21 protein-coding genes are annotated in these 21,895 nt (G+C 67.0%); 4 read left to right on the top strand and 17 right to left on the bottom strand.

Annotation, left to right across the window (positions count from 1 at the left end; translation table 11 throughout):
• Window positions 1–61: 61 nt before the first annotated feature.
• Window positions 62–2,908 carry a preprotein translocase subunit SecA gene (gene secA, locus L1892_RS18095; RefSeq protein ID WP_235725033.1) on the bottom strand — a complete coding sequence of 949 codons (2,847 nt, stop codon included), beginning with the start codon at window positions 2,906–2,908 and terminating at the stop codon, window positions 62–64.
• Between the two features lie 124 nt (window positions 2,909–3,032).
• Entirely contained in the window at window positions 3,033–3,836 is an 804-nt protein-coding gene (gene hpf, locus L1892_RS18090) for a ribosome hibernation-promoting factor, HPF/YfiA family (RefSeq protein ID WP_235725032.1), read from the bottom strand.
• Between the two features lie 457 nt (window positions 3,837–4,293).
• On the opposite strand from hpf, the gene L1892_RS18085 reads away from it, so the two are divergent.
• Complete coding sequence (locus tag L1892_RS18085) at window positions 4,294–4,995, top strand: ComF family protein (protein ID WP_235725028.1); 702 nt, start codon at window positions 4,294–4,296, stop codon at window positions 4,993–4,995.
• Window positions 4,996–5,034: 39 nt separating this feature from the next.
• On the opposite strand, the gene lpqB is transcribed toward L1892_RS18085, so the two are convergent.
• Genes lpqB through mtrA form a run of 3 tightly spaced genes read right to left on the bottom strand, consistent with a single transcriptional unit; the run spans window position 5,035 to window position 9,294 of the window.
• Window positions 5,035–6,807: an MtrAB system accessory lipoprotein LpqB gene (gene lpqB / locus L1892_RS18080; protein ID WP_372475203.1), complete on the bottom strand. Its 1,773-nt coding sequence runs from the start codon at window positions 6,805–6,807 to the stop codon at window positions 5,035–5,037.
• Complete coding sequence (gene mtrB / locus L1892_RS18075; RefSeq protein WP_308191720.1) at window positions 6,794–8,620, bottom strand: MtrAB system histidine kinase MtrB; 1,827 nt, start codon at window positions 8,618–8,620, stop codon at window positions 6,794–6,796. Before mtrB ends, lpqB begins: the two co-directional genes overlap by 14 nt.
• A complete protein-coding gene (mtrA, locus tag L1892_RS18070; protein WP_004023513.1) occupies window positions 8,617–9,294 on the bottom strand; it encodes an MtrAB system response regulator MtrA in 678 nt (225 codons plus the stop codon). The genes mtrB and mtrA overlap by 4 nt, the downstream gene beginning before the upstream one ends.
• Before the next feature lie 159 nt (window positions 9,295–9,453).
• Between mtrA and L1892_RS18065 the strand changes: the two genes are divergently transcribed.
• Together L1892_RS18065 and L1892_RS18060 are read left to right on the top strand one after the other, a co-directional pair.
• The gene (locus L1892_RS18065; protein WP_235725027.1) at window positions 9,454–10,089 is read left to right on the top strand and encodes a dTMP kinase; all 636 of its coding nucleotides are present in this window, start codon (window positions 9,454–9,456) and stop codon (window positions 10,087–10,089) included.
• Between the two features lie 67 nt (window positions 10,090–10,156).
• The gene (locus L1892_RS18060) at window positions 10,157–10,843 is read left to right on the top strand and encodes an Rv0361 family membrane protein (RefSeq protein WP_235725026.1); all 687 of its coding nucleotides are present in this window, start codon (window positions 10,157–10,159) and stop codon (window positions 10,841–10,843) included.
• 170 nt (window positions 10,844–11,013) lie between these two features.
• On the opposite strand, the gene ahcY is transcribed toward L1892_RS18060, so the two are convergent.
• From ahcY to L1892_RS18000, 12 genes are all read right to left on the bottom strand, one after another.
• Window positions 11,014–12,486 carry an adenosylhomocysteinase gene (gene ahcY, locus L1892_RS18055; RefSeq protein ID WP_235725024.1) on the bottom strand — a complete coding sequence of 491 codons (1,473 nt, stop codon included), beginning with the start codon at window positions 12,484–12,486 and terminating at the stop codon, window positions 11,014–11,016.
• Between the two features lie 67 nt (window positions 12,487–12,553).
• Window positions 12,554–12,736, bottom strand: a complete 183-nt coding sequence (locus tag L1892_RS18050; protein ID WP_235725023.1) for a methionine/alanine import family NSS transporter small subunit — start codon at window positions 12,734–12,736, stop codon at window positions 12,554–12,556.
• Window positions 12,733–14,292 (bottom strand): sodium-dependent transporter, encoded by a 1,560-nt coding sequence (locus L1892_RS18045; protein ID WP_235725022.1) that lies wholly within the window; start codon window positions 14,290–14,292, stop codon window positions 12,733–12,735. The genes L1892_RS18050 and L1892_RS18045 overlap by 4 nt, the downstream gene beginning before the upstream one ends.
• 178 nt (window positions 14,293–14,470) lie before the next feature.
• Window positions 14,471–14,767 (bottom strand): WXG100 family type VII secretion target, encoded by a 297-nt coding sequence (locus tag L1892_RS18040; protein ID WP_235725020.1) that lies wholly within the window; start codon window positions 14,765–14,767, stop codon window positions 14,471–14,473.
• Between the two features lie 91 nt (window positions 14,768–14,858).
• The gene (locus tag L1892_RS18035) at window positions 14,859–15,182 is read right to left on the bottom strand and encodes a WXG100 family type VII secretion target (RefSeq protein WP_235725019.1); all 324 of its coding nucleotides are present in this window, start codon (window positions 15,180–15,182) and stop codon (window positions 14,859–14,861) included.
• A gap of 126 nt (window positions 15,183–15,308) precedes the next feature.
• Window positions 15,309–16,124, bottom strand: coding sequence for an ESX secretion-associated protein EspG (locus L1892_RS18030; RefSeq protein WP_235725018.1), 816 nt, complete (start codon window positions 16,122–16,124; stop codon window positions 15,309–15,311).
• A gap of 1 nt (window position 16,125) precedes the next feature.
• Window positions 16,126–17,175 (bottom strand): PPE domain-containing protein, encoded by a 1,050-nt coding sequence (locus tag L1892_RS18025; RefSeq protein WP_235725017.1) that lies wholly within the window; start codon window positions 17,173–17,175, stop codon window positions 16,126–16,128.
• A 50-nt stretch (window positions 17,176–17,225) separates the two neighbouring features.
• Entirely contained in the window at window positions 17,226–17,531 is a 306-nt protein-coding gene (locus tag L1892_RS18020) for a PE family protein (RefSeq protein ID WP_235725016.1), read from the bottom strand.
• A 70-nt stretch (window positions 17,532–17,601) separates the two neighbouring features.
• Entirely contained in the window at window positions 17,602–18,927 is a 1,326-nt protein-coding gene (locus L1892_RS18015) for a hypothetical protein (RefSeq protein WP_235725048.1), read from the bottom strand.
• 53 nt (window positions 18,928–18,980) lie between these two features.
• Window positions 18,981–19,289, bottom strand: a complete 309-nt coding sequence (locus L1892_RS18010; protein WP_235725015.1) for a hypothetical protein — start codon at window positions 19,287–19,289, stop codon at window positions 18,981–18,983.
• A 137-nt stretch (window positions 19,290–19,426) separates the two neighbouring features.
• Complete coding sequence (locus tag L1892_RS18005; RefSeq protein ID WP_235725014.1) at window positions 19,427–19,753, bottom strand: YbaB/EbfC family nucleoid-associated protein; 327 nt, start codon at window positions 19,751–19,753, stop codon at window positions 19,427–19,429.
• 9 nt (window positions 19,754–19,762) lie between these two features.
• Complete coding sequence (locus L1892_RS18000) at window positions 19,763–20,221, bottom strand: hypothetical protein (protein WP_308191719.1); 459 nt, start codon at window positions 20,219–20,221, stop codon at window positions 19,763–19,765.
• A 336-nt stretch (window positions 20,222–20,557) separates the two neighbouring features.
• Here L1892_RS18000 and L1892_RS17995 point away from each other — a divergent pair, with 336 nt between their 5' ends.
• Window positions 20,558–21,757: a CaiB/BaiF CoA transferase family protein gene (locus tag L1892_RS17995; RefSeq protein ID WP_235725046.1), complete on the top strand. Its 1,200-nt coding sequence runs from the start codon at window positions 20,558–20,560 to the stop codon at window positions 21,755–21,757.
• The last annotated feature ends 138 nt before the right edge of the window (window positions 21,758–21,895 follow it).

The following is a 21,895-nucleotide window of genomic DNA, read 5'->3' as shown; positions in this document are numbered from 1 at the left end:
CCGGTTCCGTTTCCGCAGCAACTTTCTCGACAGATCCGCTGTCGCAGAACTCGGAGAAGCGTCAGCGACGCTTCTTCTTGGACTTCGGCGGCTTCTGCCGAGCGCCCTTGACGCTCTCTCGCGCGGCCGCGCGTCGTTCGCGACGCGTCGCCGAGACCAACGCCGGATCGTCGAGCTCCTCCTCTGCGGAGTGCACTTCGGTTCCGCCGCCCTCGGAGGGACCGGAGAATGTCATCGGCACCTCCGGCTGCTCCACGCCGACGGCGCGTAGCGCCGAAGGAACCTGCTTCTCGGGGGTTTCCGGCTCCTGCGTAGCGCTGCCGTTCGCGGCCGCGAAGTCGGCGACCTCGGGCGACGACAGGGTCGCCTGCGCGCCCGGCGCGGGGACTCGTGGCGGGGCCTGCTCGGTCTGCACCTGGACGTTGTAGAGGAAGCCCAGTGCCTCTTCCTTCAGACCGTCGAGCATCCCGTGGAACATGTCGAAACCCTCGCGCTGGTACTCCACCACCGGATCGCGCTGGGCCATCGACCGCAGATGGATACCCTCGCGCAGATAGTCCATCTCGTAGAGGTGGTCCTGCCACTTGCGGTCGAGCACGGTGAGCAGAATGGTGCGTTCGAGCTGACGCATCGCGCCTTCGCCGGCGATGGACTCGATTTCCTTCTCCCGGGCCTCGTAGGCCGCGCGTGCGTCGCCTACGAGTACGTCTTTGAGCTCCTCGGCGCTGATGTCGTCGCGTTCGCCGAATTCGTTCTCGCCAACGACCTCTTTGGGATCCAGCTGGATCGGGTACAGCGTCCGCAACGCCGTCCAGAGTTCGTCGAGGTCCCAATCCTCGGCGTACCCCTCGCCGGTCGCGCCTTCCACATACGCTCCGACGACGTCACCGATCATCGTCTGGACCTGTTCACGGTGGTCTTCGCCCTCGAGGATGCGGCGGCGCTCGGAGTAGATCACCTTGCGCTGCTCGTTCATGACCTCGTCGTACTTGAGGACGTTCTTACGGACCTCGAAGTTCTGCTGTTCGACCTGGGTCTGCGCGCTCCGGATGGCCTTGGTGACCATCTTCGCCTCGATGGGCACGTCATCGGGCAGGTTGACGCGATTCATGATCGACTCGAGCGCGGCGCCGTTGAAGCGACGCATGAGTTCGTCACCGAGCGAGAGGTAGAAGCGCGACTCCCCTGGGTCACCTTGACGGCCGGATCGACCGCGCAGCTGGTTGTCGATACGACGGGACTCGTGGCGTTCGGTGCCCAGCACGTACAGACCACCGGCCGCGCGCACCGCCTCGGCTTCCTCGGCCGCGGCCGCCCGGGCGACCTCGATGGCCTCGGGCCATGCGGCCTCGTACTCGTCGGGTGTGTTCACCGGGTCGAGCCCGGCCTTGCGCAACCGGGTGTCGGCGATGATGTCCGGGTTGCCGCCCAGCACGACGTCGGTGCCACGACCGGCCATGTTGGTGGCCACGGTGACCGCACCGGTACGGCCGGCCTCCGCGATGATCTGGGCCTCTTGCTCGTGGAACTTGGCGTTGAGGACGTTGTGCGGGATTCCGCGCTTGGTGAGCTGGCGCGAGAGGTACTCCGAGCGTTCGACGCTGGTGGTACCGATCAGGACCGGCTGCCCCTTCTCGTGGCTCTCGGTGATGTCGTCGACGACGGCGTCGAACTTGGCCTCTTCGGTCTTGTAGATCAGATCGACCTGATCCTTGCGGATCATCGGCTTGTTGGTGGGGATCGGCAGCACGCCGAGCTTGTAGATCTGATCGAACTCGGCGGCCTCGGTCTCCGCGGTTCCCGTCATGCCGGCGAGCTTGTCGTACATGCGGAAGTAGTTCTGCAGGGTGATCGTGGCCAGCGTCTGGTTCTCGGCTTTGATCTCGACGCGTTCCTTGGCCTCGATCGCCTGATGCAAACCTTCGTTGAATCGCCGTCCGTCGAGCACGCGGCCGGTGAACTCATCGACGATGAGCACGTCACCGTTGCGGACGATGTAGTCCTTGTCGCGATGGAAGAGCTCTTTGACCTTGATGGCATTGTTCAGGTAGCTGACCAGTGGGGAGTTGGCCGCCTCATACAGGTTGTCGATGCCGAGTTGATCCTCGACGAACTCGACGCCTGCCTCGTGCACGCCGATGGTCTTCTTCTTGATGTCGACCTCGTAGTGCACATCCTTCTCGAGCAGCGGCGCGATCCGCGCGAACTCGACGTACCACTTGCTCGATCCCTCGGCGGGACCGGAGATGATCAGTGGGGTACGGGCCTCGTCGACCAGGATGGAGTCGACCTCGTCGACAATCGCGTAGTTGTGGCCGCGCTGCACCAGATCGGGCAGCGAGTGGGCCATGTTGTCGCGCAGGTAGTCGAAGCCGAACTCGTTGTTGGTGCCGTAGGTGATGTCGGCGGCATAGGCTGCGCGGCGCTGCTCGGAATTCATGCCGGTCAAGATCACCGCGGTGTCGAGACCGAGGAACCGGTGTACGCGGCCCATCCACTCGGCGTCGCGCTTGGCGAGGTAGTCGTTGACGGTGACCACATGCACACCGTCGCCCGATAGCGCGTTGAGGTAGGCCGGCAGCACACAGGTCAGCGTCTTGCCCTCACCGGTCTTCATCTCGGCGATATTGCCGTAGTGCAGGGCCGCGCCGCCCATGATCTGGACGTGGAAGTGCTTCTGTTCGAGCACTCGCCATGCCGCCTCACGCGCCACCGCGAACGCCTCGGGCAGCAACTCGTCGAGCGAGGCGCCGTCGGAGATGCGCTCCTTGAACTCGTCGGTCTTGGCCCGCAGTTCGGCGTCGGTCAGCGCCTCGACCTCGTCGGAGAGAGCCTCGACGTGCGACGCGATCGCATCGAGACGCTTGACCATCCGGCCTTCACCGACGCGCAGCAGCTTGTTCAGCACCGTGGATCGAGTCCCTCACTCTTGTCGACAACACACGAAATCCGGCCTGCAACGCAGTACAGGCCGGATTCCATGGTACTCAGGTCGCCTTAGTGCAACCTGATCGGTGTCGGGCTGATCGATGTCAGGCCAAACGGATCAGACCGTAGTCGAAGGCGTGGCGCCGATAGACGACCGACGGCCGGTCGGTTTCCTTGTCGTGGAACAGGAAGAAGTCGTGTCCGACGAGTTCCATTTCGTAGAGCGCGTCGTCCACCGACATGGGGACCGCCTCGTGCTCCTTGACGCGGACGACCTGACCTGGCTCATGGAGCTCGACACCGTCATCCCACTCCTGAGCGTTCGCATCGGCGCCGGCATCGGGTTGGGCAGTGAGCTGGCCATCACGAAGCGGGGGCGCGCCGATCTCGGTGGCCTCGGCCACCGACAGCGGACGGCGGTTGCCGTAGGACACCCGACGGCGGTCCTTCACCCGACGGAGCCGGGATTCCAGTTTGTCGAGCGCGGCCTCGAGGGCGGCGTAGAAATTCTCTCCACACGCCTGGGCGCGTGCCTTGGGGCCTTTGCCCACCGCGGTGATCTCGACCTGTTGGCAGACCTTGGACTGTCGCCGATTGCGTTCGTGGTTCAGTTCGACGTCGAAACGGAAGATGGACGGATCGAAACGTTCGAGTCGGGCGAGCTTGTCTCCGACATAGATTCGGTAATGGTCTGGGATCTCGACGTTGCGTCCACTGATGTCGACCTTGGCATTGGGTTCGGCGGGTTCGTCGGCGGCGACGGAGCCGGCAGGTCGGACGAAGGCAAAACTGGGATCGAAGGCCTCGTCTGAGGTCGGACGGGCCTGCTTGGAGTCCGGGGTTGATTCGGGGGCTCGTTCACCGACCTTCGACTCGCGATGGCCTTTGCGGTGGATGACTGTTGACATAAACAACTACCTCCTTGTGGTGGTTCCCACCCGAGGACCGCAGTGTCACGACGCGACCTGATCCGATCCACCGGCACAGGCGGCATGATGCCGCTGGTGGAGGACGCCGATCAGGGTGTACCACTCACGTTTCTGCCGCCGGGCGCAGAACCCACGGCAGGAGAGGCTGGACAGCGACGTCAGACTCGTTGTCGCGCTGACACCTTCGTCGTCGGTAGGGAATCGAGTCCATGCCAGCCGACGGCTGACACTCAGGGGCAGGGGCCTCACCTCCTCGTGAAAAGCGGTGGCTACCTGTTGTGCCTTCGACCGTAGCCGGAAGTTCGCCTACTGGCCACGTTTCCGGGCAACAGACGCGTGTCACGATTGTCCACCGGCGATTCGGTGCATCCCCAGATCTGTCGTCCCCGCCTCGGCCGGCGCCGCGACGATTCACAAGCCCGGTCATACTCGACCGATGACCCGATGGCGCCCCGGCCTGGCCGGCCATGCCGCCGACGTCGCGCGCGCCGGGGTCGATCTGATGATCCCGACACACTGCGGCGGGTGCGATCTCCCCGGCATCGCGTGGTGCGCGCAGTGCGCGGCGACCCTGGCCGACTCCCCGGTGCGGCTCGAGCCCCGGGTGAAGGTCGGCGTGCCGGCATGGGCCCTCGGGCGTTACCGCGGGCCACACCGGGCCGCCCTGATCGCGGTCAAGGAGCACGGTCGTCGTGATCTGGTCGAGGAGCTCGCCGATGCCTTGGCGCGGGGGCTGGTGACGCTCGCCCAGTGGGGTGAGATCCCCGACCGCCACACGTTGACCTTGGTTCCCGCGCCCACCCGCGCCGCGTCGGCACGACGTCGGGGTGGAGATCCGGTGACCGCGATCGCCCGAGCCGCCGCTGTGCGCCTCGGACCCCGGGTGCGGGTGGCGGAGTTGCTCGTGACGGCCTCGCGGGCGCGGGACTCGGCAGGCCTCGATGCACGTGGACGGGTGGCCAATCTCACCGGCGCCGTCCACATGCGGCGCCGGACGCGGACCCGGCCGCTGCCCGGCGGAACTCTGGTGCTCGTCGACGACATCCTCACCACCGGTGCCACCGCGGCCGAGGCGTCGCGGGTACTGTCCACCCACGGCCTGCGCCTGGCCACGGTCGTCGTGATCGCCGGCGCCTGACATGCTCCCTGGGCCGGGAGGTGTGTCAGGCGGGCCGGGTCATGGCAGGACCGGGATCACGTCCGGGGCCATCGCCGGTTCGACTTCCGTCCAGTACTGGTCGGGCTGGCCATTTGAGCTGCCCAGGCGCAGCACACCAAGGGTGTCCCCGACGTAGACGGTGGACTGGTCGGCGACGACGGCACGCACCGGCGGCGACAGGTTGCCCGACAGGAGTCCGACCGCGGGCGTGCCGTTGATCGACAGCTGGGCGACCGGAGACTCGACGGTGTCCCGGGCCACCATCAGGGTGGTGGGCGACGCCCAATCCAACGACACCGCCCGGTTACCGATGTTGTAGGCCGCGATTCGTGGGCTGGTCAGCGAGAGCCCGCCGTCGGCATTGGTGCTGACCACCGCGAAGACCACCTGGCCGCCGACGATGAGCGCCACCCGCACCCCGTCGGGGGCCACCTGCAACTCGGTGATCGCCCCACGCGCCACCGTGGCGATGGCGTCGGCGTTCACCGGGATGAGCCGTTCACTGTCGCCGGACTCGTCGCGCATCCATTGCACGGGTTGTCCGTCGACGACCGCCCAGACCGCGTTGGCGTCCTGCCCGAACGACGGCCGAGTGATCGAGACCCCGCTCGTCACGACCGCCGGATTCGCACCGTAAGGCCCGACGACCAGGTCGAATCGCCGTTCGGCGCGGGCGAGCACGGCCGCGTCGGTCTCGCCGTCGGCGGAGATCACCGCGGAGCGCACCGCGGTGCCCGAGCCGAGCGGGCCGTCGACGGGCACCGTGCCGGAGTCGGTGACCTTCAGCAATGCCCCCGACCGGATGATGTTGAGGCCGACATCGGTGGCAGGCACCGCGGTCGGGTCGAACGAGCGTACGTCGGTGGTCTGCCAGCCGGGCGCGCGCTCGGGGATCAGTGGACCGCCGTCGGCGTTGATCACGTACGGCCCGCCGATGTCGGCGGCGTCGAGGGTCCAGATGATCTGCGCCGCCAGCGCGGTACGGTCGCGGGTCGAACTGGAGCCGATACCGGTCAGTTCCACCCGCACGCCACCGTCGTTCAATGCGGTGACCGGCCCACGTAGTGCGGCACCGTTGGGGAAGCCGCTGTCGACGGCGTCTGCCAGGTCGGCAGCCGGCCCCGCGATCAGCCGGGTGAGCAGTTCGGTCGCCTCGGTGTCCTTGCCGGAGTAGAACCATCGTGGGTCCGCGACGAGGTGTTCGAGGCTGCGGTTGGTGAAGTACAGCGTGGCGCCGCGGTAGGCGGTCTCGAACTGGTTGCGGTCGAGCATCGTGCCGTTGGGCAGCGGACCGTCGATGCGCCATTGATCGCCGACCCGGGCCAGCGAGAGTGTGGTCTCGACCCGGCCTGTCGCCGGCAGCAGTTCCCCGTCGGTTTTCAGCGTGCCGACATTGTCGCCGATCAGACGCAACCGGACGGCGTCCTCACTGCGTTGGTCGACGAAGATGTTGATCTCGTCGATGATCAGCATGTCGCCTCGATCGTCCCACTGCTCCGACGAGGTGGTGGTGAGGAACTTGCGCGCAGCCTCGTGTCCGGAGTCCGGGTCGGCGGTGGCCTTGAGGAAGGCCCGCACCAGCGACTCCGGATCCATATCCGCCTGCGGGACCGGCACGGCATTGGTCGGCCCCTGGCGTTCGAACGCGGTGATCGGTTGAGGTGATGAACTGCTGGGGATCGATCCACAGGCACTCAGACCGCACAAGACTGCCAGCATCATCGCCAGCGTCGACACCGCACGATGCGCCGAGCCCCCGGCACCGGCCGGTGCGTGATCAACCGGCGCCATTGCCACCTCCCCCGTTGCTGCGCTGTGGCACGGTCGGGCCGTGTGGCCCCGATGGGTTCTGCGGCATAGATGTGCTTTGCGTTGCGGGTGGGTTCTGCGACGCGGGCGAGTTCTGCGGTGCTGATGCCGGGGTGTCGTCGGCACCCAACTCGGGCCCCGCGACCGGCTTCGGCGCGGTGCGCGCGGGTGACTGACGGCCCAGCCCCCCACCCACCGGTTTGAGCGGCAACGGGCTGCCGAGCACCTTGTGGCCCCGCACCAATGGCAGCGTCAGCCGGAAGCTGGCTCCGTTGCCGGGTTCTCCCCAGGCCTCCAGCCGGCCCTGGTGCAGGCGGGCGTCCTCGATGCTGATCGCCAGACCGAGCCCGGTGCCGCCGGAACGACGGAAGCGCGACGGGTCCGACCGCCAGAATCGGTTGAAGACGAGTTTTTCCTCCCCGGGCCGTAGTCCGATGCCGTGGTCTCGCACGGTGATGGCCACCGCGTCGCCGTCCGACCGCATCGTCAGCACCACAGGGCTGCGCTCACCGTGATCGATGGCATTGGCGAGCAGGTTCCGCAGGATCCGCTCGACGCGGCGGGGATCGATCTCGGCGATCACCGGTTCGGTCGGAAGGTCCAGCACCAACTCGGTTCCGGTCTCCTCTGCCAGGTGGCTGACCGTCGCGAGCGCACCGTCGATGGGGATCGCCATATCCATCCGCTCGGCGGCGAGTTCGGCCATACCGGCGTCGTGGCGCGAGATCTCGAGCAGCTCGTTGAGCAGCGTCTCGAAACGGTCGAGCTCCTTGTCGAGCAGCTCCACGGATCGTTTGCGCACCGGATCGAGTTCGTCGCGCCCCTCGTAGAGCACGTCACTGGCCATCCGCACCGTGGTCAGTGGAGTGCGCAGTTCGTGGCTGACGTCGGAGGTGAACTGTCGCTGCAGTCCACCGAACTCCTCGAGATGGGTGATCTGTTTCGACAGGCTCTCGGCCATGTCGTTGAACGACATCGCCAGCCGCGCCATGTCATCCTCACCTCGAACCGGCATCCGCTCCTTGAGCCGGCCGTCGGCGAAGCGCACGGCGATGCGCGATGCGCTGCGCACCGGAAGCACCACCTGCCGCGACACGAGCCAGGCGATCGCGGCCAGCAGACCAAGCAACACGACGCCACCGGTGACCAGGGTGCCGCGCACCAGATCGACGGTGTTCTGTTCGCTGGTCAACGGGAACACGAGGTAGAGCTCGAGACCTGGCACCGATGCGTTGGTCGGTGTGCCGACGACGAGCGCGGGTTCCGACCCTCCGGACGCATTGGAGATCGAGGTGTATTGGTAGGCGACCTGCCCACCTTCGACCATGTCTCGCAGGTTGTCGGGGATCTCCGAGATCGGTCCGACGCCGCTGTCGCTCCCGTCGTCCTCGGTACCCGGCACCAGCAGCACCGTGTCGAAAGTGCCCACCGTTCCGGAGCTGTCGCTGGTGTCGACGTCACGGTCGGTGAGCAGCGATCGTGTCTGGCGCAGCCGATTCTGCACCGACATGTTGCCATCGCTGCTGGTCAGATCCCGTTCCACGGAGATCCGGGCGCGCTCGACCTCTTCGGTCGCCGCAGCGAGTTTCACATCGAGGAGCCGGTCGGTGATCTGACTGATCAGCACGAACACCAGGATGACGATCACAACGAACGACAGCACCAACGTCGAGACCACCACGCGCAGCTGGAGCGATCGCCGCCAGATCCTGCCGAAGGCACGACCGACGCTGCTCGCGACGCGGGTGACCCGCCCGAAGGTGCTGTTGACGCGACGTCGAGGACGGCCGATCACGGCGGGCCGGCCTTGTAGCCGACCCCCCTCACCGTCAACACGACCTCAGGATTTTCCGGGTCGGTCTCGACCTTGGCTCGGAGACGCTGGACATGCACGTTCACGAGTCTAGTGTCCGCGGGATGGCGGTAACCCCACACCTGCTCCAGCAGGACGTCACGGGTGAACACCTGACGCGGCTTACGTGCGAGTGCCACCAACAGATCGAACTCCAGCGGGGTCAGCGAGATCGGTACCCCATCCCGGGTGACCTTGTGCGCGGGGACGTCGATCTCGACAGGACCGATGGACAACAGCTCGGCCGGCTCCTCGTCGGTACGGCGCAGCCGGGCGCGCACCCGCGCGACGAGTTCCTTCGGCTTGAACGGCTTCACCATGTAGTCGTCTGCGCCGGATTCCAACCCGAGCACCACGTCGACGGTGTCGGATTTCGCCGTCAGCATGACGATGGGTACACCCGAATCGGCGCGCAGTACCCGGCACACGTCGATTCCGTTCATCCCCGGCAACATGAGGTCGAGCAACACCAGGTCGGGCCGGATCTCCCGAACCGCGGTCAAGGCCTGCGTCCCGTCACCGACGACAAACGGCTCGAAACCCTCGCCGCGCAGCACGATGGTGAGCATCTCAGCGAGTGCGGCGTCGTCGTCGACGACGAGGATGCGAGGCTTCATGCTCTCAATGGTGACACTTTCGTGACCCAACCGCGGAGATGACGCGCCGAACCGCACCGGTCCACCCACCCCTGCGGGACACTCCGGCGCCACACTCCTGCACGACGCACCGCCGCGCCTCGGCGGGTCGACCCACCCGCGGCCGTTACCATCGCGCTCGTGGGTCAACTCATTGCCGTCGAGGGACTCGACGGCGCCGGCAAGAACACCTTGGTCACCGAACTCGTCGACCGATGGCGCAGAGACGGACTCCGGGTCTGGACCGTGACGTTTCCGCGCTACGGAGAGTCTGTGACCGCAGACCTCGCCGCCGAGGCGCTGCACGGCCAACACGGCGACCTGCGCGAGAGTGTGTACGCGATGGCACTCATGTTCGCCCTTGATCGTGCCGACGCGGCCGATGAGATCCGCGCAGCCGTCGCCGCACACGACATCGTGCTCCTCGACCGGTACGTGGCGTCCAATGCCGCCTACAACGCCGCGCGGCTGAGCCAGGAAGCAGACGGCGAGATGGTCGAATGGGTCCGCGAGGTCGAGTTCCACCGATTTCGGCTGCCGGTCCCCGACCACCATGTACTCCTCGGCGTGGCGCCCGAGGTCGCCCTCGACCGAGCGGCCCGTCGAGCCGCGACCGACGCCACCCGTCCCCGCGATCTCTACGAGCGGGACACCGACCTGCAACTTCGCGTGGATCGCGTGTATCGCCAACTGGCCCAGTCGATGTGGATGTCACCGTGGTTGTCGACCGCGGACGGCGATCCGGCCGAACTCGCGCAACGTCTACTGGACGAATGAGCGCAATGCCCGCCGCCGACGATTTCGATAGCCTGGGAGTTCCACCCCGCCGCGGGAAGGAGGTCGCATGACCCAACAGCCGCCGCCGGATGGCCCGCAGCCGTTTCCGCCCGCGCAGAACCCTCCGTACGGTCCCGCGCCGTGGCCGCCGCCCACCCACGGGTCGGGCGCAGGGCAGTTCGGCGGGTATCCGCCCACTCCGCAGCACGGATGGGTCCCTGGGTATCGGCCGCCGTATCCTCCCCCACCGCCGCCGCCACCGCCCCGCGGCCCGCGCGCCGGGATGATCGTCGGTGCGGTGCTCGGGATCGTGACGATCGTCGTCATCATCGCCGCAGCGGTCGTGCTGACCATCGCCACCGAGTCCAACGGCAGCTCCACCGGCCGCGACCACACCATCACACAAGGCGTCCCGACCGAGGAAACCGCGAACGCAGCCGATGCCGGCGCCATCCGCTCGGCCATGCAGATGTTCGTCGACGCGGTCAACTCGCGCGACGTCGCCCGTATCCGGGCCTCGGTGTGTAGTGCGTTGCGTCCGCAGGTGACCACGCCCCTCGACATCACCGGAAACGTGGTCCTCGAAGAGTTGACCAATATCACGGTCAGCGGGGATGCGGCCGCCTCGACGGTGTCCACACACGTCGAGCTCGGCAACCAACGCTCGATGACCAAACGCAACGACGAGAGCTTCGCCCGCGAAGACGGCACCTGGTACGTCTGCCCCGGCACCCAACTCGACATCGGCACGTAGGGTCCCGCCGACGAAACCCACTTTCACGTCGACAGAACCCCGAAAATCGCCGAGAGAAACCCACGGTCGGTGACCGTGTCGCGACTGTCGATCGCGGTGGGTTCTCTCGGCGATTTTCGGGGTTCTGTCGACCGCCGTGGGGCGAGTGACGAGGTTGGGTGCGGGGTGGGTCAGTAGCGGTAGTGCTCCGGCTTGTACGGGCCTTCGACGTCGACGTTGATGTACTCGGCCTGCTCCTTGGTGAGCTTGGTCATCGTGCCACCGAGCGCCTCGACGTGGATACGTGCGACCTTCTCGTCGAGATGCTTGGGCAGGCGGTAGACCTCGTTGTCGTACTCGTCCTGCTTGGTCCACAGCTCGATCTGCGCGATCACCTGGTTGGAGAAGCTGTTGCTCATCACGAACGACGGATGGCCGGTCGCGTTGCCGAGATTGAGCAGACGCCCCTCGGACAACACGATGATCGACTTGCCGCTCTCGAAGATCCACTGATCCACCTGCGGCTTGACGTTGATCCGCTTGGCACCGGAGTTCTCGAGGCCGGCCATGTCGATCTCGTTGTCGAAGTGACCGATGTTGCCGAGAATTGCCTGGTTCTTCATCTGCCGCATGTGCGCCAGGGTGATGATCCCCAGGTTGCCGGTCGATGTGATGACGATGTCCGCGTCGGCGATTGCCTGCTCGACGGTCACCACGTCGAAACCGTCCATCAGCGCCTGCAGGGCGTTGATGGGGTCGATCTCGGTGACCTGGACCCGCGCTCCCTGTCCGGCAAGCGATTCCGCGCAACCCTTACCGACGTCACCGTAGCCGCAGATCAACACCTTCTTGCCACCGATGAGCACATCGGTTCCGCGGTTGATGCCGTCGATCAGCGAGTGCCGAGTGCCGTATTTGTTGTCGAACTTGCTCTTGGTGACCGAGTCGTTGACATTGATGGCCGGGAAGGTCAGCTCGCCGGCGGCGGCGAACTGATACAGCCGCAACACACCCGTCGTGGTCTCCTCGGTGACACCCTGCACCGAGTCGGCGATGGTCGTCCACTTGGTCTTGTCGGTCTCGAAGCGGGACCGCAGCAGTTCCAGGAAGACCTTGTACTCAGCGGGATGGTCGTCCTCGGCGGGCGGGACCACACCTGCCTTCTCGAACTCGGCACCGCGCAGCACCAGCATGGTGGCGTCGCCACCATCGTCGAGGATCATGTTGGCCGGCTGGTCGGGCCAGGTCAGCATCTGCTCGGCGGCCCACCAGTACTCGGCGAGGGTCTCCCCTTTCCACGCGAACACCGGAACACCCTTGGGCTCCTGTGGCGTGCCGTGCGGACCGACCACGACCGCGGCGGCCGCGTGGTCCTGGGTGGAGAAGATGTTGCAGGAAGCCCAGCGAACCTCTGCGCCCAGCGAGGCCAGCGTCTCGATCAGAACCGCCGTCTGCACCGTCATGTGCAGCGAACCGGAGATGCGAGCCCCCTTGAGCGGCAGCACATCCGCGTATTCGCGGCGCAGCGACATCAGACCGGGCATCTCGTGCTCGGCGAGTTCGATCTCTTTGCGGCCGAAATCCGCAAGTGACAGGTCGGCCACCTTGAAGTCGATCCCGTTGCGACTGTCTGCCGCAGGTGCGGAGTCCGCCACCGTGGTCATCTCGTCCCCTTCGTCTACCTTGTCGTCTGCCTTGTCTCTGGCAAGGCTATCCGACCGGGACGCGGGGCTAGGTGTCGCGGGTGGGATGCGGCAGATGCTCGCGTGCGATGTCGTCGGCGACGAGATCGGGGTCCTCGAACGGGCTGTCCGTCTTCTCCGGCCGCAGCCGGAGATTCACGATGCTGGCCGCAAGCCCGCCCCACACGATCACCATCGCGATGATCATCATGATGATGGCACCGGCGCTCATCGAACCGCCTCCTTCTCCGGCTTGGTGTCCAGTGGGGGCCACGGTTGGAATCCAGGATAGTCGCGGCCCCGCCACGACGGCAGGGTCAAGGCCACCGCACCGACGACGAGCAGCGCGATCGTGCCCCATCCGAACACTCCCAGATACCACTGCGGGTAGCCCTCGTAACCGTCGTTGATGATCGAGATGATCTTCTGCACCAACATCACGGTGAGGAAGACCGGCCCGACGACGCCGATCAACGCAATCCACCAGCGTCCCAGCTGGAATGTCGACACCGCGTTGAGATGTCGACGCAACAGATCCGCGTCGCGCGCCAGCCACACCGTGAAGACCGTCATGATGATCGCCGAGGACACCACACCGATGTTGTTCGCGAACTGATCGACGGTGTCGAGTGCGATCAGTCCGGAGGTGGTGGAGAACAGGCCGATCGAGATCACGCCGCTCACGCCGGCGGTGATCACTGCGGCCACCACGCGTGACAGCCCGAACTTCTCCTGAAGCGAACTCGAGACGCCGATCAGCAACGAGATCAGGGAGGTGAAGCCGGCGACAACGAGCGAACCGAAAAACAACGCCCCCCAGAAGCTGGCGCCCGGCATCTCCGAGATCACCGCGGGGAAGGTGACGAACGACAGGATCGGGCCGGTCAGGCCCTCCAGGTCCGAGATCGCAGTCTGCTGCTGGTAGGCCAAGAAGCCCAGTGCACCGAAGACGCCGATGCCGGCGAGGATCTCGAACGAGGAGTTCGCGAACGCCACCACCAGGCCCGAACTCGTCATATTCGCCTTGCGGCGCTGGAACGACGAGTAGGCGATCATGATGCCGAACGCGATCGACAGAGAGAAGAAGATCTGGCTGTATGCGGCGATCCAGACGTCGAGATCCGACAGGGCCGACCAATCCGGACTGAACAGCGCGTTGAGGCCGTCAGCCGCGCCGGGCAGGGTGACGGCGCGCACGACGAGTCCGGCGAATCCGACGAACAACAGCGGGATGAAGACCATGTTGATCTTCTCCACACCTCGGGCCACACCCAGGCACAGCACGGCCAGGATGGCCAACCACACGATCACCAGCGGCAGCGCGACGTTGCCGACGACCGTCGTGGAGATCTCCGGGTCACCCACCTGGAGGTAGTCGGAGAGGAAGAACGTCTGTGTGTCTTCACCCCAGCGCAGGTCGAACGAGTAGACGAAGTAGCTCATCGCCCAGGCGATCACCGCGGCGTAGTACACGCCGATCACGAACAGCAGTCCGGTCTGGAACCAGCCGATCGCCTCGGCGTGACGCCGGATGCGACGGAACGCCAGCGGCGCAACCGCGCGATATCGATGGCCGATTGCGTAGTCCAGGAACAGGATCGGAATGCCGGCGGTGAGCAGTGCGCACAGATACGGAACGATGAACGCTCCGCCACCGCTTTCGTAGGCAACGCCGGGGAATCTCCAGATGTTGCCGAGTCCGACCGCAGATCCGATCGCGGCCAGGATGAAGCCGGAGTTCCTGGTCCACGTCTCACGATTCGCGGTGCCAGCGTCGGGGTTGGCCACAGTTCCCTCCCTCGTCGGTTCTGCCCGACGCTATCGCACCGGTGGGGTCTGCGGGCGTCATTCGACCTCGCGCGTCAGCCGATGACGGTGCGCCGCCGAGCCCGACAGACACAGCGAGGAGGGCCCACCGGCACAGGTGGCCGGTGAGCCCTCCCCGGGTGTGACCGTTCGGGTGTGACTATCCGTGGAACGAGGCGCCGACGGACCGGTCGGTCTGCATCATCCGCTCCGCGGCGTTCGAAACGCCCTGGCCGAGGCCGCTCAGCTGGAGTCGCGCTTCCTCGAACAGCTTGTCCCAGTGCGCCTGAGCAACGCGGTAGGACTCGGCGCCGTCCTGCGAGATCCAGTTGCCGCCGAGTTTGTTGACCTCGCTCTTGAGCTGGTCGGACAGGTGTCCCAGCGCGGCGAAATGGCGATTGAGGTCGCCGGACAGCGTGTCCAGGCCGGCGAAGTCGTACTTGATGGGTTCAGACATGGTGGCTCCCCCTATTGAGGTATCAGTCCTCATGAGATTGGGCTGATGAGATATCGGCTGATGGGATGTGGGCGTACGCAGCGTCGGTGGATCAGAGCTTGAGGTGACCGACGCTCGACGTGATCGCCTGGGCGATGTCCTCGTCGTGCTCCGCGTACCCCTTGAACCCGGTCGTCAGTTTGCCCTCGATCTCGTCGAGCGCCGCCTGCAGTTTCTGCGCCGTCCCACTCCAGTCGGTCTGGGTGGTGTTGTAGGACTTGGCTGCAGTGCCGCCCCACGTGGCCATGCCACTCTGTGCCGAACTCTCGATCTGCCGCAGAATGCCTCGCATCTGTTCGACGATCCCCGCGATCGACTGCGATGACGCCTGTGCGGCAACAACATCGAGATTCAGTCCCGACCCTTCACCGGCCATGCTTGTTCTCCTTCTGTGTTTCGGCACCGCACGGCGATGCCCCGGTGGTATCCGCGGAAAAGTGGCCCGCTCGCGATGCTCCCGGCGCCGGCGACACAGATACCCTGACTATTTCCTCCGTACGGTTCACGGCATCCACCGCCCGTCGGGCAGCGTCTCGATCAGCAGGCCGACGGCCTGCGCGATCCGGTGAGCGCCACCCGGCGACAGCGTGGTCCACACGCGCCCGTCCGGAGACTTGCTGGGACTGGCGACGACTCGTCCGCGATCGGTGTCGAAGATCGCCAGTGCACCGCAAGATTGTGTGCTGCCACTGCTCGACCAGGAGACCGCGACGATCTCCGACCGGGTGTGGCAGCAGGTCAATGCCGAGGCGAGCACGACCGCGTCGGAGCCGACAGCCCCGAGTGCGTGCAACGCGTCGGCGATGTCGTTGGCGCCGTGGCAGTCGGTGAGCCGCTCGGTCAGTTCCGTGGCAGGTGCACTGAGGCCGCCGAACTCGAGCGGTTCGACGACGTCCAGTTCGCGCGCCACCAGCGACCCGACCTCGGATTCACCGGTGACGCTCACCAACCGGAGATCCACCTGCTCACCGGCCCGGCGCGCGATGACATGGTCGTGTCCGCTGCGCGCCACGCACGTCCGCCGAATCTCGGCCGCACCCGTACCCATCGTGCGGATCTCCAGCTGCCGCTCCGGTGTTCTGAGCACCCGCAGCGCGGTGGCCAGCCAGGCCACCGGCTCCCCGGCATCGATGAGACCGCGCTGCGCGATCTCGCGATCGGCAGCGGCGCGGATGGCATCGAGGTCGTCGCCATCGGCATGCGTGGGCCAGAGGTCGAGCACGACCGGCCAGGTCTGCACGTCGCTGTACTCGCCCAGTCGTCGCAACACGTCGAGGTCGAGGCGGGCGGCCGGGGCGTCGGCGCTGATTTGCCACATGTCAGAACCCCTTCCCGTGCTCGAGCGACAGTGTCTCGTCCAGGTAGCGACGGTCGAGGGTTCGACTGTCGGCGAGGTCCTGGGTGTGCGTCACGGCAGGACTCTGCGCCATGGCCACATCTGCCCAGGTGGCCAGAGGTTCGGCTTCCACCTCTGCGGCCGCCGCTTGTGTGTCGGGTTCGGGCGCCGACGGCCCGCGGGTGACGAACCGATCGGCGCTGCCCGCACCATGCGGTGACATCGGTGGGGCCAAGGGCCCCGCGTGCGGAGACGGCGTGGGTTGGCTCGCCGGTGCCGTCGACGTGGTGGGCGCGGGACCTCCGCCGGCCAGGATGGTGGGCGCGTAACCCGTCTTCTCCGGAGGCGGCATCACCATGCCCGCCAAGGGCAGCCCGACAGGGGCCGTCGCCGCCGCGATGGGCGCCGGTTGCGGCTGGGGTGGTGCCGGTGCGGCCGCACGGGACGCGGCTTCCCGTGCCGCCCGCTCGGCGGCAAGTGCTTGCCCCGATACCAGGTTCGGTGCAGGAGCGGCGCCGCCCCACGGAGTCGCCGCCGAGTCCGATGCGGCCTCGTAGGTCTGCATCACGCGAGCGGCCCGCAACCGCTGGTCGTGCAGAGCACGTTCTGCCTGGGCGGCGGCACCGACGAGCGCCGGTGCGACTGCGGCGATCGTGCTCGCAGTACGCATCGCCTCCTCGGCCAGGTCGACCTCGGCCAGATTCGGCATCGTCATCCGGGCGACGGTCACCGCGGCCGCCTGCGCCTCGGCACGGGCGGCGTTGCGGCCCGCGGCTGCCGCGGCATCGGCGAACCATGGGGCCAGGCGACTCAGGGTCTCGAACGACTCACTGGTGTGCACCGACTCCCAATGGATGCCGAGCGCAGCCAGAATGGTCCCGTATTCGGCTGCCGCAGATGCCAACTCGGACGCAACACGACTCCACGCCAGCCCCGCCTCGGCGAGCGGGGCTGGTCCGGCGCCATCACCGAGATCCGAGGCGAGTTGCTCGGTGGTGCGGGCGTCCCAGACGACACCGGTGAAGCCGGTCACTGTCACCTCTCCTTCCTGGCGATGATGGGTGGGCGGTCTGTCAGGTCACGTCAGATGCGGAAGCCTGCTGCGGCGTCGTCCTCGCCGCGGGCGTATCCGTCGGCTTGGGCACGAAGCAACGCCGCGATCTTGCGGAGCTCCTCGACGCCCTTCGCGGAATCCGTCGCGAAGGTCTCGGCCACCGAGTTGAAACTCGTCGCGGACACCTGCGATACCTCATCACGACCGGCCGCGGGAACACTCAGGGCGGGCACGGCACCACCCAGAGAGGTCTCCAGCCGCTCGGCCAGGCGGTCGAGTCGGCCCGCCGCCGTGACGAGTTCGGTGGGGTCGACGTTCAAGTGCGAATCTGCCATGTCTTCCTCGTTGTGGTCGGTTCGGTTGGTCAGTGCGATGCGCAGGCCGGTGAGCTCGGGTCGACGACGCCTACGAGCTGTCCGACGGATCAGGCTTCGGGTTCGACGGCGGGCCCAGTCGCAGTTCGATGTCCGGAGATGCCGAAGCCGCAGGCTGGTCGTCCTCCTGACCGATCACTGCGGGCACCACATCGGGGACCTCGCCGACGACCCGCTGGCCGTTGTCCTCGGTCACCAGATAGTCCGGAACCTGATGCTCCTCGGTACCCGCGCCCGCACCCGCGCCGCGAGCGGCGCCGGCGCCGGCCATCGGAGCCATCGATGCCGGCATCGCACCGGTGGAGGTCACCGCACCCCGGGGGGTGGTGGTCGGGCCCGATGCGGCCGGCTCGGTCATCCCGACCGAAGGGGTCATGAACGGGCGGGGCGCCAGCGGAGTCGACGCAGCGCCGACCGCACCGACACCACCTCCGCCGCCGACGCGGCCCTTGCCGCCGGAGCCACCGGCTCCACCACCACCCGGACCACCTGGCCTACCGGCGAGCCCGGCAGCCGCTGATCCGGGCATCGGATCTGCCCGTGCCGCCGACAGCATCCCGGACACCGGTGACGCGATCATCGACGGCAGCTCCGACGCCGACGACACGGCCGGAGAGACCCCGTCCAGCACCGCACTGGCCACGGCGAACGGCGATTGCGTCGCGCCGGCGGTGGTGGGTGCACTGGTGACCGGTACCTGCGCGCCGTTCGCCGTCATCTTCGCGGTGGGCGCGAGTAACTGTGCGCGCGTCACCGCAACCTGGGTGGTCGCCTCGGCGAGACCTTCGGAAGCGAACGCGACCGCCAGCCCCTGCCCGGGCGGGGTCATGATGATCGGAACCGTGCCCGCGATCTTGGCGATGGTGGCCGCGATGATCGCCTGCACCGCGGCGAGACCGGCCCCGACAATGCCCGCAGCGGCCTGGATGTCGATCGACATCCCGGTGCCCTGGGTGGACACATTCGCGGTATCTGCCGTCGCGACCGCCGATTTACCCACCGCGGCGGTCGACGCCGTGCCGGTCCACAGCTTGTCGAGCGCCTTCACCGCTCCCGATCCCATCGACATGCTGGTCTGCAGCACCTTCGACAGTCCTTCGAAGATCGCCGACGGGTCGAAGTCGGCGCCCGACAGGTTGCCGGTACCGAAGCCACCGAGGAGGTCGGTCAACGGCTTGATCAACAGGGTGATGTCGATCGGCGGCAGCGGCGGCAGCCCTGGCAGTGGGGGTCCTGGCGGCGGCATCGGGGGCAGAGCCGGCAGACCGTGGCCCGCGAGCACGTCGGCCACGCTGGTGTCGAGGATCGGGCCCAGCGGAGATGCATCGATCATCTCCTGCACCGTCATGTGCATCATCGCCGGCACATCCGGCACCGTCACCGGCAACGGCCCGGGGTCTCCGACGCCGGTCACAGGACCGATCGGATGGTGGCCGCGGAATCGCCGTCGGCGCCCTGCATCTGGGCCAGGCCGGCGAAAGTCGCTGCGGCGCTGCCCGCATGCACGGCCGCGAGGTTGCCGACCGACAGCAGGTGGTTGGCCTGCGCGACGATGAACGAGGCCAGGAACTCCTGGCCGATGAGACCGAAGACCGGGACCATCACCGCGGTGTTGGCCGCCGCGTTGATCGATCCGGCGGCGCCGACCGCAGTCGCCATGGCCGCGCTGGTCGCCCCGAATGCCTCGACCGCTTCCGGCACGACTGTCACGTCACTCATCGCTGTCCCTCCCAATTCACCGCTGTGACTTGCTTGCGCGCTCTCGATGTCGAGCGCAGCCGCCGCGATTCCCTCTTTGGACGCAGCGGCGTCCGATTCGGTTCCACTCTTGCGAAAGTTTTTCTCGGTCGTGCCGGCTAGTCGGTCCGTGGCCGGGAATTCACCAGGTCACCGAACGACTCGTTGAACTCCTCGGTGATCGACGCGCGCTTGGCGAATGCCCGCTGAGCCGCCAGCGCGGCGGTGGCGACGATCTGCTCGCCGAGGCGCGGCCCGCCCATCTCGTTGGCGCCGGGGGCAAGCCACAGACCGGTGAGCGCTCCGACACCGTCGACCTCCACGGTCACCAGATCGTCTGCCGACGTCTCGCGCACCGAGATCGCCGCGTAGCGCTCGTTGAGCTCGTAGAGACTGTTCAACTGCGCGTGTGCCCGGGCCTCGAGTTCGTCCATCGCCCAACTCATGGCGTCCCCCTACCCTGACCGCAACCAGGACGCCGGGGCGTCGAGGTCATGGTCGTCGAGTTGCTCGGCACGTGCGAGATCATCAGCCCGCGGCAGCTTCATCGCATCCACCACGTCGTGTTCGACACCCGAGGCGATGAGCTGCTCGCGCAGTCGGATCCCGGCGGCCATCGCGGATTGCCGACACAGCCGCAGGATCTCGTCGGCCACGACCGCGGGTTCTTTGTCGAGTGCCGACTGATCGATCCGCACCGAGACGGGCAATCCCTGCGGCGTGGTGATCACCGCCAGGGAGCCGGAACGTGAGCGTGCGCTCGACAGCGCCTGCGCGGCGTCGGCCGTCTGGTCGTCGCCGGTTGCACCTCTGCGATCTTGGGCGACCCCGCCATCGAGCGCTTCGTCATCCGCGTACCCGTCGTGCTGATACCCGTGGTTCGCGTCCCACGTGTGGTGACCTGGTGCGGTCATGGCGACTCCCCCTTCCGGACCCCATCCTGCTGACACTTGGACGCAGCCCGGCCGCGATCGGTTCCCACGATCGACGATGTGGCGATACGAGTCCCCCGACCAACCGTGCGCACGCCCGCGGGTGCACAACAATTCGACCGACGCGTCATAGCGACCGGTCGCCGACGACGATCCTGCCATACCAGCCCGTCACCGCCCACCCAACACTCGGGTTTGCGTTCGTTCGAATGACCTCGCCGACGACCGCACAGCCGTACGCGGCCGCCTCGGCGCCCCACTCACATCACCTCGGACCGGATCGGCGATGCTGGCAGTGTGACGCACACCGACACAGACGTGCCCGGCGCACTAGACGGGCTCCGAGTCCTCGAGCTGGGCACACTGATCGCCGGTCCGTTCGCGGGCCGGCTCCTCGCCGACATGGGTGCCGAGGTGATCAAGGTCGAACCACCCGGGTCGCCGGACCCCATCCGCACCTGGGGCCAGGCCGAAAAGGACGGCCAACGAGTGTACTGGACGGTGCACGCGCGCAACAAGAAGGCGGTCACCCTCAACCTGCGCGCTCCGGCCGGCCGGGCGGTCTTCCTCGAACTCGTCGAGGTCGCCGACATCATCGTCGAGAACTTCCGCCCGGGGACGCTGGAACGGTGGGAGCTCGGCTACGACGTCCTCGCGGACCGCAACCCCGGCATCATCCTCACCCGGGTATCCGGATACGGCCAGACCGGTCCGGCCGCGACCCGGGCCGGTTACGCGTCGGTCGCCGAGGCGGAGAGCGGGTTGCGTTATCTGAACGGATATCCCGGGGAGGCGCCCCCACGCCTCGCGCTGTCGCTGGGTGACACCCTGGCCGGGATGTTCGCCGCCCAGGGCACACTTGCCGCGGTGTATCGACGCACCGTCACCAGCCGCGGGCAGGTCGTCGACACCGCGTTGACCGAGGCCTGCCTGGCCGTTCAGGAATCCACCATCGCCGATTACGACCTCGCCGGGGTGGTGCGCGGCCCCTCGGGCACCCGTTTGGACGGCATCGCCCCCTCCAACCTGTATCTGGCGGCCGACGGCCTGCGCGTGGTGATCGCCGCCAATCAGGACACTGTCTTCGGACGGCTGTGCGGCGCGATGGGCCGGCCCGAACTGGCCACCGACGAGCGCTTCGTGGATCACCGGGCCCGCGGTATCAATCAGGATGAGCTCGACGAGATCATCGCCGACTGGGCATCGCGGCACACCAGCGAGGAACTCATCGACGTCCTGAGCGCCGCCGGCGTCGTGGTCGGGCCGGTGAACACGGTTGCCGAGGTCGTCGCCGATCCGCAGATGCAGGCACGCGAGATGCTCGTCGCCCACCATGACGAGCGGCTCGGCCGAGACGTCCTCGGCCCCGGGATCGTGCCGAAGCTGTCGGAAACGCCGGGCCGGGTGCGCTCGGCCGGCCCTCCGCGACCGGGCACCCACAACGACGAGATCTATCGCGACCTCCTCGGCCTGGACGACGCCACGATGGCGGACCTGCTCCGCGACGGTGTGATCTGATGCACGATCCTCGGCTCGCACACAAGCGATGAGGCGCGACAGCGAGCGGGGAGTCTACATCGCCGCATTCGGCGGGTCGGAAAGTGTTCGTTAGACTCGTCAACGCGCGATGGAATTGCCACCATCGACCACCTACAG

Source organism: Gordonia tangerina (assembly GCF_021556435.1).
GTDB classification, from domain to species: domain Bacteria; phylum Actinomycetota; class Actinomycetes; order Mycobacteriales; family Mycobacteriaceae; genus Gordonia; species Gordonia tangerina.
This window is presented reverse-complemented; position numbering and strand designations above follow the sequence as displayed.

Bases quoted from the DNA above. Each gene is read 5' to 3' on its own strand.
- lpqB (WP_372475203.1), bottom strand. From the start codon at position 6,807: ATGGCGCCGGTTGATCACGCACCGGCCGGTGCCGGGGGCTCGGCGCAT.
- L1892_RS18060 (WP_235725026.1), top strand. From the start codon at position 10,157: ATGACCCAACAGCCGCCGCCGGATGGCCCGCAGCCGTTTCCGCCCGCG.
- L1892_RS18000 (WP_308191719.1), bottom strand. From the start codon at position 20,221: ATGACCGCACCAGGTCACCACACGTGGGACGCGAACCACGGGTATCAG.
- L1892_RS18010 (WP_235725015.1), bottom strand. From the start codon at position 19,289: ATGAGTGACGTGACAGTCGTGCCGGAAGCGGTCGAGGCATTCGGGGCG.
- L1892_RS18005 (WP_235725014.1), bottom strand. From the start codon at position 19,753: ATGAGTTGGGCGATGGACGAACTCGAGGCCCGGGCACACGCGCAGTTG.
- L1892_RS18050 (WP_235725023.1), bottom strand. From the start codon at position 12,736: ATGAGCGCCGGTGCCATCATCATGATGATCATCGCGATGGTGATCGTG.
- L1892_RS18015 (WP_235725048.1), bottom strand. From the start codon at position 18,927: ATGATGCACATGACGGTGCAGGAGATGATCGATGCATCTCCGCTGGGC.
- L1892_RS18085 (WP_235725028.1), top strand. From the start codon at position 4,294: ATGACCCGATGGCGCCCCGGCCTGGCCGGCCATGCCGCCGACGTCGCG.
- L1892_RS18030 (WP_235725018.1), bottom strand. From the start codon at position 16,124: ATGTGGCAAATCAGCGCCGACGCCCCGGCCGCCCGCCTCGACCTCGAC.
- L1892_RS18040 (WP_235725020.1), bottom strand. From the start codon at position 14,767: ATGTCTGAACCCATCAAGTACGACTTCGCCGGCCTGGACACGCTGTCC.
- ahcY (WP_235725024.1), bottom strand. From the start codon at position 12,486: ATGACCACGGTGGCGGACTCCGCACCTGCGGCAGACAGTCGCAACGGG.
- L1892_RS18020 (WP_235725016.1), bottom strand. From the start codon at position 17,531: ATGGCAGATTCGCACTTGAACGTCGACCCCACCGAACTCGTCACGGCG.
- hpf (WP_235725032.1), bottom strand. From the start codon at position 3,836: ATGTCAACAGTCATCCACCGCAAAGGCCATCGCGAGTCGAAGGTCGGT.
- mtrA (WP_004023513.1), bottom strand. From the start codon at position 9,294: ATGAAGCCTCGCATCCTCGTCGTCGACGACGACGCCGCACTCGCTGAG.
- L1892_RS18035 (WP_235725019.1), bottom strand. From the start codon at position 15,182: ATGGCCGGTGAAGGGTCGGGACTGAATCTCGATGTTGTTGCCGCACAG.